This window comes from Pseudomonas sp. App30 (assembly GCF_047947025.1).
Classification (GTDB): domain Bacteria; phylum Pseudomonadota; class Gammaproteobacteria; order Pseudomonadales; family Pseudomonadaceae; genus Aquipseudomonas.
Genome location: NZ_CP133165.1, coordinates 5,047,031 through 5,059,788 on the forward strand (window position 1 = coordinate 5,047,031; position 12,758 = coordinate 5,059,788).

The 12,758-nt window shown below is 65.9% G+C and carries 11 protein-coding genes; 6 read left to right on the forward strand and 5 right to left on the reverse strand.

The features are described 5' to 3' along the window. Nucleotides 1–78 precede the first annotated feature (78 nt). The gene (locus RAM80_RS23330) at nt 79–1,317 is read left to right on the forward strand and encodes an EAL domain-containing protein (RefSeq protein ID WP_416422775.1); all 1,239 of its coding nucleotides are present in this window, start codon (nt 79–81) and stop codon (nt 1,315–1,317) included. 9 nt (nt 1,318–1,326) lie between these two features. On the opposite strand, the gene RAM80_RS23335 is transcribed toward RAM80_RS23330, so the two are convergent. Then, the gene (locus tag RAM80_RS23335) at nt 1,327–1,989 is read right to left on the reverse strand and encodes a response regulator (RefSeq protein ID WP_416422776.1); all 663 of its coding nucleotides are present in this window, start codon (nt 1,987–1,989) and stop codon (nt 1,327–1,329) included. A 208-nt stretch (nt 1,990–2,197) separates the two neighbouring features. On the opposite strand from RAM80_RS23335, the gene RAM80_RS23340 reads away from it, so the two are divergent. After that, entirely contained in the window at nt 2,198–2,488 is a 291-nt protein-coding gene (locus RAM80_RS23340) for a DUF3509 domain-containing protein (RefSeq protein WP_416422777.1), read from the forward strand. A gap of 152 nt (nt 2,489–2,640) precedes the next feature. Here the strand turns inward: RAM80_RS23340 and RAM80_RS23345 are convergent, their stop codons facing one another. Then, nucleotides 2,641–3,513, reverse strand: coding sequence for a TIGR02285 family protein (locus RAM80_RS23345; protein WP_416422778.1), 873 nt, complete (start codon nt 3,511–3,513; stop codon nt 2,641–2,643). Between the two features lie 139 nt (nt 3,514–3,652). Here RAM80_RS23345 and RAM80_RS23350 point away from each other — a divergent pair, with 139 nt between their 5' ends. The 3 genes from RAM80_RS23350 to RAM80_RS23360 all read left to right on the forward strand — a co-directional run bounded on the left by RAM80_RS23350 (nt 3,653) and on the right by RAM80_RS23360 (nt 7,145). Beyond that, the gene (locus tag RAM80_RS23350) at nt 3,653–4,195 is read left to right on the forward strand and encodes a YaeQ family protein (protein ID WP_416422779.1); all 543 of its coding nucleotides are present in this window, start codon (nt 3,653–3,655) and stop codon (nt 4,193–4,195) included. Nucleotides 4,196–4,241: 46 nt separating this feature from the next. Next, nucleotides 4,242–5,951, forward strand: a complete 1,710-nt coding sequence (gene recJ, locus RAM80_RS23355) for a single-stranded-DNA-specific exonuclease RecJ (RefSeq protein ID WP_416422780.1) — start codon at nt 4,242–4,244, stop codon at nt 5,949–5,951. 87 nt (nt 5,952–6,038) lie between these two features. Further along, nucleotides 6,039–7,145 carry an NADH:flavin oxidoreductase/NADH oxidase gene (locus RAM80_RS23360; RefSeq protein ID WP_416422781.1) on the forward strand — a complete coding sequence of 369 codons (1,107 nt, stop codon included), beginning with the start codon at nt 6,039–6,041 and terminating at the stop codon, nt 7,143–7,145. 103 nt (nt 7,146–7,248) lie between these two features. On the opposite strand, the gene RAM80_RS23365 is transcribed toward RAM80_RS23360, so the two are convergent. Continuing rightward, nucleotides 7,249–8,865: a glucan biosynthesis protein D gene (locus tag RAM80_RS23365; RefSeq protein WP_416422782.1), complete on the reverse strand. Its 1,617-nt coding sequence runs from the start codon at nt 8,863–8,865 to the stop codon at nt 7,249–7,251. Nucleotides 8,866–9,336: 471 nt separating this feature from the next. Here RAM80_RS23365 and RAM80_RS23370 point away from each other — a divergent pair, with 471 nt between their 5' ends. After that, nucleotides 9,337–9,702 (forward strand): hypothetical protein, encoded by a 366-nt coding sequence (locus RAM80_RS23370; protein WP_416422783.1) that lies wholly within the window; start codon nt 9,337–9,339, stop codon nt 9,700–9,702. 12 nt (nt 9,703–9,714) lie between these two features. Here the strand turns inward: RAM80_RS23370 and RAM80_RS23375 are convergent, their stop codons facing one another. After that, on the reverse strand, nt 9,715–11,193 hold the full coding sequence (locus tag RAM80_RS23375) for an APC family permease (RefSeq protein ID WP_416422784.1): 1,479 nt from the start codon (nt 11,191–11,193) through the stop codon (nt 9,715–9,717). Nucleotides 11,194–11,329: 136 nt separating this feature from the next. After that, nucleotides 11,330–12,754, reverse strand: coding sequence for a gamma-aminobutyraldehyde dehydrogenase (locus RAM80_RS23380; protein ID WP_416422785.1), 1,425 nt, complete (start codon nt 12,752–12,754; stop codon nt 11,330–11,332). Nucleotides 12,755–12,758: the final 4 nt, after the last annotated feature.

Sequence of the window (12,758 nt, forward strand, 5' to 3'; positions counted from 1 at the left end):
ATGTGTCGACCCCGGCCCGCTCTCTAGAGTGTGCATCAAGCGCCCCTCACTACGCGGGCGTGATTCGGAGGTATGCACATGCACGCACTGAAAGTTCTGGTTCTCGAAGACAGCCCCTTCCAACTCATGGCGGTGCATCAAATGCTCAACGCCAGCGGGGTCTTCGATGTCCTGACGGCCGAAAGTGTCGATGCCGCGCTTCAATCACTGGAAAACCGCGGCCCTGTCGACATCGCCATCTGCGACCTGCAGTTGGAGGAGGGCGACGGCCTGCAATTGATCCGCCACCTGGCACGCCATCGCCAGGCCCAGGCATTGATCATCCTGTCGAGCCTGGAACGCGGCGTGCTCGACAGCGTCGGCCAACTGGCCCGGCACCTTGGCTTGCAGGTGCTGGGGGTGCTGGAAAAACCGGCCACCCCGGCAGTGCTGCACGACCTGTTGCAACGGTATGAGCAAGGCGAAACAGCGCCCGGCGTGATGCCCCTGGTGGAGGTCAACGAATTGGTCGGCCTGGACGAGCTGACGCTGGAGCGCCTGCCACAGCTGCGTCAGCAGTGGCAGGTGTGGTTCCAGCCCAAAGTTGCCATCGACGGCCGCCTACTGGGGGTCGAAGCCCTGGTGCGCTGGCAGCACCCGGCATTGGGCCTGTTGTCGCCGGCAAGCTTCCTGCCGCTGGTCAGCTATGCGGGGCTGCTGCCGCAGCTTACCTGGCATGTGCTGGAAGCTGCGTTGCAGCTAAGCGCGTCGGTGCGCGAACACACCGGTGAAGCGCTGCCGGTAGCCGTCAACATGGCGCCGGGCCTTATCGAGGCCGAAGGTTTCACCGCTCAGCTCCAGGCGCTGCTCAGGCAGGTGGGTTTGCCGGCCACGGTGCTGACCCTGGAAATGCGCGAAACCCGCCAGGGCCCTGCCAATGGCCTGGAGGTGGAAGCGTTGTTGCGCCTGCGCATGCTGGGCTGCCACCTGGCCATCGATGACTTTGGCACTGGTGAGTCGAACATCCAGCGCCTGTTGGACCTGCCGTTCTCGGAGCTGAAGATTCCCAGCCGGTTCGTGCGCGGCATGGCGCAGGACGGTCGCAAGGCTGCGGTGGTGGCTGGGGCGCTGATCATGGCGCGGCGCATGGGCCTGGGGGTGGTGGTGGAAGGGGTGGAAAGCGCCAGCGACTTCCACGCCCTGCAGGCCCTGGGGCAGCCGGCGCTGCAAGGCCCCTATGTGGCCCGGCCCATGTCGCAGGAAGCGCTGGGCGCCTGGATGGCGACCCGCGACCTCAGCCATTGGGCTGCGCAGCACGGCCAGCCTTGCCAGGCCTGAGCGCAGGGCTCAGGCCAGGCCATGTTCCTGCAGGTAGATGAACAGGGCGGCGTCGTTGGCCACCCCCAGCTTGCGCATGGCACTGACCTTCTGGGCGCTGACCGTCTGCTTGCTGCGGTTGAGCTGCGCGGCGATCTCGCCCACCGACAGGCCGCCGGCCAGCAGCCTGGTCACCTCGATCTCCCGGGGTGACAGCGCTTCGCGCTCGAACATGCGGTCCGGGCGCACCTCACCCTCCTGCAGCAGCGCCTGGCTCACCGAATCGGCGATGAACACCTTGTTGCGTCGCACCTGGGCGATGGCGATTGGCAGTTCGCTGACCAGGCTGGCCTTGCCCAGCAGGCCTTTCACGCCCAAGCCCAGCATGGAGCGGAACAGCCCGGCGTTGTTGAGCATGGTCACCACCAGGATCGGCAGTTCCGGCCAATGCCGACGAACGGTCTCCAGCAGGCGCAGGCCGTCGTTCTGGTGTTCGGCCGGCATCATGAAGTCGGTGATCAGCAGGTCGCACTGGCCTTCTTCCAGCCACTGGGTCAGCTCCGACGGGCTGCTGGCCTCGCCCACCACCGCCAGGTCCGGGTCCTGTTGCAGCACGGCGCGCAGGCCGATGCGGAAAATCGGGTGGTCGTCGGCCACCAGGATGCGCAGCGGCGGGTGGGAAGGCGTATTCACGGTAAGGCTCCAAGCGCGGTGGCTGTTCCAGGCGAGGAGTCTGGCACATTCGCCGGGGGGCTGGCTTTTTGCACATTCCAACTGTCATATTCGACGGGCAAGCTGAAACGGCAGGTTAACTCCCCGTCGGAGCCGTTTTTAGAACTTTTTGCACTGTCGACGGGTCATTGATAGACACCTTGATTTCGAACAACTGAGTGGTGATCGAATGGAAAATATCAACGAGTTGCTGACTGAAGCACTGACGCCCTACCACGTGGACGTGGTTGACGTGGGCGGCCCGCTTGAATGCCGGGTGATATTGCGCGATTCGACCGGCGCTCTGGTGCTGGATCGACGCTTCAACCGCCGCCAGTTCGCCGACAAGCACGCCCTCACGGACGTGGTTGACGGCCTGCATCGCGACCTGATGGTCGTCGAGGGGCGGCTGCAGCCGTGCATGCTGGCTGCCCTGGCGCAAGCCGCGGTAGCGCCTGTGGCCAGTGCTTCGATGAGGTAGGGAACCTTCCCGCGCAGGTGTGTTCCGATCCTGTAAGGGCAGGGGGGCTGACATTGTGCTCCGGTGTCAGTCACCTGTCGTATTGGCCCACAGTGGCCACGTTTGACCCCGGGTAGCTTCCCCACTGCCCGGGGTTTCTTTTTGCCCGCGATTCAGGGGCTGGCGCGGGCCGATTCCTCGAAGAAGCGCCGGGAATCACGCAGGTAGTCCGCACGGCTCGCCGGGTCCAGCCAGTCGGCATAGAACCCCGGCAACGTGGTGCTGCGCAGACCCACCAACACGCGGTTCAACTGCTCGACTACCGTCCTGCCGGCCGGGGTGTTCGAACAGCCCACGTACACCGGTTGGTAGCGCGGCACCCCGCGCACCGGCAGGAACAGCAGGTCGTTGGCGCTGATCTGCTCCTGGGGTGCCAGGTACAACGCCTCCGGCCAATACCCCAGCACGCCGTCCAGGCGCCCGTGCTGCTGCATCTGCAGCAGGCTGGCCACCGCGTCGTTGCCGTGATGGGCGTTGACCGCCCCCTTGGGCGCTGCTGCCAGCATGGTGTCGATGGCCATGCCGTAGCTGCGCTCGGCTACGCGGCCGATCTTGATGTTGGGGCTGGCCAGCACGGCCGGCAGGTCCAGCTCGCCGTGGTGGATGAAGGTGTTGAAACCGTGGCGGTCCTGGCGGCGGATGATCAGGCCGTTGGTCTGGCTGGCCAGCACCGGCATGGAATACACCACCGACTGGCTGCGCTCGGCGGTCCACAGCAGGGTCGGGTCGCAGCTCAGCGGCGCTTCCTGGAGCATTTGCGAAGCGCGGGCGCGGTTGACCCGCACCACGCTGTGCTCGTACTGCGGCAGCGCTTGCATCAGCAGCGGCAGCATGCGGTCCACGGCCCCCTGGCCTTCGCGCGGGCCACTCTCGATGGTCAGGGGCGGCAGATCGCGCACCAGCCACGTCAGTGGTTCCCCAGCCTGGGCGACCAGTGGCAGGCCCAGGTACAACAACAGCAACGTCAATCGGCGGCGACCTTCCATGATACGGGCTCCGAAACAGCTGAATGTCTAGATAACACAGGTCTGCGCCTGCTGGGTAAGTTGTCGGCCATCGGTCTTAGTTGATTAGGCCATGATCGGTTAGACTGTGCGACTTTTCCTCGTAGCAAGAAGCCCCTTCATGGCCCAGCCCTCCACGACCTACAAATTCGAACTCAATCTGACCGACCTTGACCGTGGGGTCTACGAAAGCGTCAAGCAGACCATCGCCCGTCACCCTTCGGAAACCGAAGAACGCATGGCCGTGCGCCTGCTGGCCTACGCCTTCTGGTACAACGAGCAGCTGTCCTTCGGCCGCGGCCTGTCGGACGTGGACGAAGCGGCCCTGTGGGAAAAGAGCCTGGACGACCGCGTGGTGCACTGGATCGAAGTGGGCCAGCCCGACGCCGACCGCCTCACCTGGTGCTCGCGCCGCACCGAGCGCACCAGCCTGCTGGCCTACGGCAGCCTGCGCGTGTGGCAGACCAAGGTGGTGGACGCGGTGAAGAACCTGAAGAACGTCAACATCGCCGCCGTGCCCCAGGAAGTGCTGGAAACCCTGGCCAAGGACATGCCCCGCGCCATCAAGTGGGACGTGATGATCAGCGAAGGCACCATCTTCGTTACCGACGACCGCGGCCAGCACGAAGTGCAACTGGAGTGGTTGATGGGCGAACGCGGCTAAGCCGCCACGTCCTTTTCCTGACCTTGCCTCACAGATAAGAAGCCCCATGCGTATCGAACCGCGTCAACTGCCTGCCATCCTGCCCTTCCTCGGCGACCTGCCGCCCCTGCTGACCCGCCTGTACGCGGCGCGGGGCGTGCTGTCGGCGGCTGAACTGGACAAGAGCCTGGCGCGGTTGATTCCGTTCCAGCAGCTCAAGGGCATCGACGCGGCGGTGGACCTGCTGGTGGACGCGTTGGCCACCCGCCAGCGCATCCTCATCGTCGGTGACTTCGACGCCGACGGCGCCACCGCCAGCAGCGTCGGCGTGCTGGGCCTGCGCCTGCTGGGCGCGGCCCATGTCGATTACCTGGTGCCCAACCGGTTTGAATACGGCTACGGCCTGACCCCGGAAATCGTCGCCGTGGCCCTGCAACGCCAACCCGACCTGCTGGTGACCGTGGACAACGGCATCTCCAGCGTCGAGGGCGTGGCCGCCGCCAAGGCCGCCGGCTTGAAAGTGCTGGTCACCGACCACCACTTGCCCGGCCACGAGCTGCCGGCCGCCGATGCCATCGTCAACCCCAACCAGCCGGGCTGCGAATTCCCCAGCAAGTCGCTGGCCGGGGTCGGGGTGATTTTCTACGTGCTGATGGCCTTGCGCGCGCGCCTGCGCAGCCTGGGCCATTACGACAACCGTCCGCAGCCCAACATCGGCGAGCTGCTGGACCTGGTGGCCCTGGGCAGCGTTGCCGACGTGGTGCCGCTGGACGCCAACAACCGCATCCTGGTGCACCAGGGCCTGGAGCGCATTCGCGCCGGCCGTGCGCGGCCGGGCCTGAAGGCGATCCTTGAAGTGGCCAAGCGCGATCATCGGCGCATCACCTCCACCGACCTGGGGTTCATTCTCGGCCCGCGCCTGAACGCCGCCGGCCGCCTGGACGACATGAGCCTGGGCATCGAGTGCCTGCTCAGCGACGACACCGCCCTGGCCCAGGCCATGGCGGCGCAGCTGGACGAGCTGAACCAGGACCGCAAATCCATCGAGCAGGGCATGCAGCGTGAAGCGCTGGCCCAGCTCAAGGACCTGCCGGTGGAGTCCATGCCGTTCGGCCTGTGCCTGTTCGACGCCGACTGGCACCAGGGTGTGATCGGTATCCTCGCCTCGCGTCTGAAAGAGCGCTACCACCGGCCCACCATCGCTTTTGCCGACGCCGGCGAGGGCATGCTCAAGGGCTCGGCCCGTTCGGTGCCAGGGTTCCACATCCGTGACGCCCTGGACGCGGTGGCCGCGCGCCACCCGCAGCTGATCAGCAAGTTCGGCGGCCACGCCATGGCGGCCGGCCTGTCGCTGCCCGAGGCCAACTTCCCGGCGTTCGCCGCGGCCTTCGACGAGGAAGTGCGCCGGCAGCTGCAGGAAGACGACCTCACCGGGCGCCTGCTCACCGACGGTAGCCTGGCCGTGGAAGAGTTTCACCTGGAGCTGGCCCGCGCCCTGCGCAACGCCGGGCCCTGGGGGCAGCACTTCCCCGAGCCACTGTTCCACGGTGTGTTCCAGCTGGCCGAGCAGCGGGTCGTCGGCGAGCGCCACCTGAAAGTGGTGCTCAAGAGCGAGTGCGGCTCGGTGCGCCTGGACGGCATCGCCTTCGGCATCGACCGCGAGGTGTGGCCCAACCCCACCGTGCGCTGGGTGGAGCTGGCCTACAAGCTCGACGTCAACGAATTCCGCGGCCAGGAAACCGTGCAATTGCTGATCGCCCACATGGAACCACGCTGAGAAACGGCTGAACCCTGCTCAAGGCGGCGTTGTCGACTAGGCTCTAGACATTGTCTGCGCCCGATCACATGCCTTGAGAGGTGCCCCATGAGCCTGCTGCTCGAACCCTATACCCTGCGTCAACTGACCCTGCCCAACCGCATCGCCGTGTCGCCCATGTGCCAGTACTCCAGCGTCGACGGCCTGGCCAACGACTGGCACCTGGTGCACCTGGGCAGCCGCGCCGTGGGGGGCGCCGGCCTGGTGTTCACCGAAGCCACGGCAGTCACCGCCGACGGCCGCATCACCCCCGAAGACCTGGGCCTGTGGAACGACGAACAGATCGAACCGCTGCAGCGCATCACCCGCTTCATCACCGCCCAGGGCGCCGTGCCCGGCATCCAGTTGGCCCACGCCGGGCGCAAGGCCAGCACCTGGCGGCCGTGGCTGGGCAAGGCCGGCAGCATTCCGGTGAACGAGGGTGGCTGGGTGCCGGTGGGGCCCTCGAAAATCGCCTTCGACCCCCGCCACACCGCGCCCACGGCGCTGGATGAAGCGCAGATCCAGGAAGTCATCCTGGCGTTCGTGGAGGCGGCCCGGCGTGCCTTGAAAGCCAATTTCAAGGTGGTGGAGGTGCACGCGGCCCACGGCTACCTGCTGCACCAGTTCCTGTCGCCCATCAGCAACCAGCGCCAGGACAGCTACGGCGGCTCGTTCGAGAATCGTATCCGCCTGACCCTGCAGGTGACCGAGGCAATTCGCACCGTGTGGCCGCAAGAGCTGCCGGTGTTCGTGCGGGTCTCGGCCACCGACTGGGTGGAGGATGGCTGGAACCCTGATGAAACCGTGGAGTTGGCCAAGCGCCTGAAGGCGCTGGGCGCGGATCTGATCGACGTGTCGTCAGGCGGCACTGCGGCAAACGCCGAGATTCCCACGGGCCCTGGCTACCAGACCCGCTTCGCCGAACGGGTGCGCAAGGAGTCGGGCATCGCCACCGGCACCGTGGGCATGATTACCGAGCCGGCCCAGGCCGAGCACATTCTGCGCACCTGCCAGGCGGACATCATCCTGCTGGCGCGCGAACTGCTGCGCGACCCGTACTGGCCGCTGCACGCCGACGACGACCTGGGCGGCCGCCAGGCGACGTGGCCGGCGCAATACCAGCGCGCCACCCATCGCGACCAGCCGATACACGAGTCCGACCTGCGCGATTGAGTGGCCCCGGGACGCGGCCTACGGCCGCTGCTACATTGCTCCCACAAAGGCAGTTGCTGCTACGCCTGTAGCAGCGGCCGGAGGCCGCGTCCCAGGCGCCGCATCACGTGTACTTGCGCTTGTCCGGCGCTGGCGGGAAGTACTGGTACAGCCAGGTCTCGCTCAGCGTACGGTCCTGGGTGCGGATGAACAGGCGCATCTCCACCGGCGCGACGCTGTCGCTGGTGGGGTACCAGTCGAACGTCACGCGGTAGCCCTTGTCCGGCAGCACCAGGATGTTGAAGTCCTGCACCTTGCCGCTGGACACCGTCACCACCGGCTCGATGCCGGTGCCTTCGGGCAGCCGCTCCAGGCCGCCGCCCTTGAAGTCCACGGCGAAACGCCGCGCCCACACTTCCGGGTAGTGCTCGCCGGGGGCCCAGCCCTCGGTGAAGCCACCCATGCCCGAACGGGTGGCATGCACCCGCGCCAGCGGCGTGCCCACGGGCGGCAGGGCGCTCCAGTACAGCTTGTAGCCGAAGTTCAGCGCGTCGCCGGCCTTGACCGGCTGCTTGGGCGTCCAGAAGGCGACGATGTTGTCCAGGGTCTCGCCCGTGGTCGGGATCTCCATCAGGCTGACCGAGCCCTCGCCCCAGTTGGTGGTCGGTTCCACCCACAGGCTCGGGCGCTTGTCGTAGCCGTCGACGGTGTCTTCGTAGCTGCTGAACGCGTGGTCAGTCTGCACCAGGCCGAAACCCTTGGGGTTGTTGTCGGCGAAGGCGTTGAACTGCAGGGTGGCCGGGTTGTTCAGCGGGCGGCAGATCCACTCGCCGTTGCCGCGCCACATGGCCAGGCGGTCGGAGTCGTGGATTTGCGGGTGGATGGTGTCGCACATGCGCCGTTCCTGGGTGCCGCAGCTGAACATGCTGGTCATGGCCGAGATGCCCAGCTGTTCGATGTCGGTGCGGGCGAACACGTGGGCGTCGATGGCCATCACCACCTGCTGGGCCTGGCAGTCGATGTCGAACTTGTAGGCACCGGTGGCGCTGGGCGACTCCAGCAGGGCGTAGACGGTGAAGCGGGTGCTTTCCTTGTCCGGGGTTTCAAACCAGAACTTGGTGAAGTCGGGGAATTCCTCGCGCTTCTTCGCGTAGGTGTCGATGGCCAGGCCGCGCGCCGACAGGCCGTACTGGCCGGTGGCGTCCACCGCGCGGAAGTAGCTGGCGCCGAGGAAGGACAGGATGTCGTGCTTGTCCAGCTCCGGGGCCTTGAACAGGCGGAACCCGGCAAAGCCCAGGTCACCCTTGAGCTGCTTGGTGTCCACGCCGGTGTTGTCGTAGCGGAACAGCGGCGGGTGGAAGTGCACCTCGCGCGCTTGCTGTTTGCCGGCGTCGACGCTGTACATGCGCACGGGCAGCTTGAAGCCCATGCCCACGTGGAAGAATTGCACGTCCAACTGGCCCTTGTTGTCGTACCACAGCGAATGCTTGGGGTCGTACTGGATGGCGTTGAACTGCAGGGGCGTCATGTTCGCCAGGGTCGGCGGCAGCACCTGCTTGCGGTCGGTGTAGCCCTGGGTGGCCAGCTGCCGGGCCTGGGCCTGCAGCAGATCGAAACTGAACGGCTCGGCATCGCCATCGGCGGTGGCCGCCATGGCCTGCGCGGCCAACAGGCCGGTGCCGGACAGCCCGGTGTAGGCGGCGAGCGCCATCGAGGCCTTGAGAAGGTGCCTACGGTGCATAAATAAACCTGTCTGCAAATAATCCGGGCCGCCTCCTGGCTGCCGGGCTGGATCGAGATAAAGGTCTGGACATGCCCTCGGCCAAACGCAATCAACTCATAACAGATAACAAAGTGGGCGTGGGGTTCGCAAGGAGAGGGAAAAAAACCTGTAAAAAATCGATGATTCGTAGCCGCCCCATGCAAGGTGAGCGGGCAAGGCTGCCAAGCTGGTGGTCAAGAACACTTGAGCAGGTCGCGGTGAAACCCTGTGGGAGCTGGCTTGCCAGCGAGTTTTTGACGGCCCGAAAAGCTCGCTGGCAAGCCAGCTCCCACAGGGTTCATTGGGCTGCCCTGCGAAATGCGGTTTTGGGGTAGAGAAACCGCGCTTCAGAAAAATCCTACAAAAACGCCAGATCCTTCCTCGTTATCCCCCCAGCCACACCCGCAATAATCCCCCCTCGACTCACCCAGACCAGCGAGGAAGCGCTTGATGCCCAGGGTAAGACCAACGCGAATTACCGTGACCGGCCACGTGGTGTTCGATCACCATTTCGGGGGCTGTGGGGATATTTACTTGTATTGGTGTGACGTCAGCGCGCCCGCGCAGGATGCGGGCAAGCCGGCCCGGCAGGGGCAGCCGGGGTATTTCAGCGCGAGCATTTTCGATGGCAGCGACTGGCGCAAGCTGCAGCTCAGCCGCCTGTTGCCGTACGCCGACCGGGCCTACCAGCGCCCGGTGCAGCGCCCGCGGGTGGCGCAGGCGCTGCAGCAGGTGATTCACGAGTGGCGCGGCGAGTTGGCCAACTACTACGATGAGTCCCGCTGCTTTCGCCTGCTGGCCCGTGAGTTGAGCTGAGGCCGCAAGGCTTCAGCGGCCGATTTTCCAGGCATCGCCCGCCGGCGCGTTGCCGCGGTCGTAGGGCTTGGCCAGCCACATGTACAGCAGGCCCAGGCCGATCACCACCACGGTGGTCACTACCATGGCGTAGTTCACGTACCAGGCCGTATCCGGCGTGCGTGGCCAGGCCATGTTGATGATGGCGCCCACGCCGTACACCAGCGCCCCCACGTTCACCAGCAGGCCCCAGCGCCCCAGGTTGAACTGGCCACTGGGTTTCCAGCCGCGCAGGCGCGCATAGAGTGCAGCCAGCACGATCATCTGGAAGGCCAGGTAGATGCCGATGGCGGCGAAGCTGACGATGGTGGCCACGGCGTCCTGCAGGAAGAAGCCGAGGATGATGATCAGCGCCGGCAGCACGCCGGCCACGAACAGCGCGTTGACCGGCACCTGGGTGGTAGCCGACAGGCGCTTGAGCAGGCCGCTGCCGATCACCATCTCATCGCGGGCGTAGGAGTACAGCAGGCGGCTGGCGGCGGCCTGCAGGCTGATCACGCAGGAGATGAACGAGACCATCACCACCGCCATGATCACCCGCGAGCCGACGCTGCCGAAGGCGTTGTTGAGCACGGTGGTGACCGGGTCCTTGTCGGTGCCGTTGATCACCGCCTGCATGTCCGGCACGGCGAGGATCAGCGCCAGGCAGGCGAACATCGCCGAGATGCCGCCAATGTAGATGGTCATGCGCATGGCCACCGGGATGCGCTTGCTGGGGTTGGGGGTTTCCTCGGCCACGTCGCCACAGGCTTCGAAGCCGTAGTAGAGGAACATCCCCGCCAGCGAGGCGGTGAGGAAGGCCGGCAGGTAGGAGCCGTCGACACTGATGTCGAAGGTGTTCCACAGCACGCTGAACGGCTGGTGGCGTTCGAAGATCAGCAGGTAGATGCCGACGATCAGCGCGCCCACCAGCTCGCAGAGGAAGCCGAACATGGCGATGCGTGCGAGCATCTTGGTGCCGCTGAGGTTGACCAGGGTGGCGAACAGGGTCAGCACCAGGGCGATGACGATGTTGGTGTTGTTGCTCGGCTCGAAGCCCAGCATCACCGCCAGGTAGGGGCCAGCGCCCACCGCCACGGCGGCGATGGTCACGCACAGGGCGATGGAGTAGATCCAGCCCACCATCCACGCCCAGCGCTTGCCCACCAGCCGGCGCGCCCAGGGGTAGACGCCGCCGGAAATCGGGAACTGCGACACCACTTCGCCGAAGATCAGGCACACCAGCATCTGCCCCAGGCCCACCAGCAGGTAGGCCCAGAACATCGGCGGGCCGCCGGCGGCCAGGCATAGGCCGAACAGGGTGTACACGCCCACCACGGGCGACAGGTAGGTGAAGCCCAGGGCGAAGTTTTCCCACAGGCTCATGCTGCGGTTGAAGTTCGAGGTGTAGCCCAGTTGCCTGAGCTGCTCGGCATCGTGGTCGACGGCTGCCATGTCAGGGGTGACGCTCATGTGTGTGCTCCGAAGGAATCGGCAGATTCAGGTTGCAGGTGCCCGGGGGTGGTGCCCACAGGCACACCCCAGGTCGTTGTTGTAGTTACGTGCCAAACACCCGTAGCAGCGGCCGTCAGGCCGCGTCCAGGGTTACTCAGTGTTTGAACATGACGTGGCGCACGGTGGTGTAGTCCTCTAGGCCATACATCGACATGTCCTTGCCATACCCCGACAGCTTCTGCCCGCCATGGGGCATCTCGCTCACCAGCATGAAGTGGGTGTTCACCCAGGTGCAGCCGTATTGCAGGCGCGCACTCAAGCGGTGGGCGCGGCCGACATCCTGGGTCCACACCGACGAGGCCAGGCCGTAGTCGGAATCGTTGGCCCAGCCCAGCACCTGGGCTTCGTCGTCGAAACGAGTCACCGACACCACCGGGCCGAACACCTCGCGCCGAACGATCTCGTCATCCTGCTGGGCGTCGGCCAGCACCGTGGGCTGGAAGAAGAAGCCGTTGCCATCCACCGCCTTGCCACCGGTGACCAGGCGAATGTGCGGCTGCGCCAGTGCGCGTTCGACGAAGCCGGCCACGCGGTCGCGGTGCTGGGCGGTGATCAGTGGGCCCAGCTCGGTGCTGGGGTCGTCCTGCAGGCCATATTTGATGCTGCTGACCGCAGCGCCCAGTTTCTCCACGAACTGCTCGTAGATGCCCGCTTGCGCGTAGATGCGGCAGGCGGCGGTGCAGTCCTGGCCGGCGTTGTAGAAGCCGAAGGTGCGGATACCTTCCACGGCGGCGTCAATGTCGGCGTCGTCGAAGATGATCACTGGCGCCTTGCCGCCCAGTTCCATGTGCATGCGTTTCACGCTGTCGGCGGTGTCGGCGATGATGTGCGCGCCGGTGGCGATGGAGCCGGTCAGCGAGACCATGCGCACCTTGGGGTGGTTGACCAGCGGGCTGCCCACGCTGGGGCCGCGGCCGAACACCAGGTTGAGCACGCCGGCAGGGAAGATGTCGTTGGCCAGCTGCGCCAGGCGCAGGGCGGTCAGCGGTGTCTGCTCCGAGGGTTTCAGCACCACGGTGTTGCCGGCAGCCAGCGCCGGGGCGATCTTCCAGGCGACCATCATCAGCGGGTAGTTCCACGGCGCGATGGAGGCGATGACGCCCACCGGGTCGCGGCGGATCATCGAGGTGTGGCCCGGCAGGTACTCGCCAGCGGCCGAGCCGCTCATGCAGCGAGTAGCGCCGGCGAAGAAACGGAACACGTCGGCGATGGCCGGGATCTCGTCATTCAGCGCGGCGCTGTAGGGCTTGCCGCAGTTGTCCGATTCCAGCTTGGCCAACTCTTCGCCGTGGGCCTCGATGGCGTCGGCCAGCTTCAGCAACAGCAGGGCGCGGTCCTTGGGCGTGGTCTGCGACCAGCTGTCGAACGCGGCATCGGCGGCGCGCACGGCAGCGTCGACCTGGGCTTCGCTGGCTTCGTGGATTTCCACCAGCACGCGGCCCAGGGCCGGGTTGAACACCGCTTGCAGCGGGCCTTCGCCCGCGACGAAATGGCCGTTGATCAGCAGTTGGGTTTGCATGGTT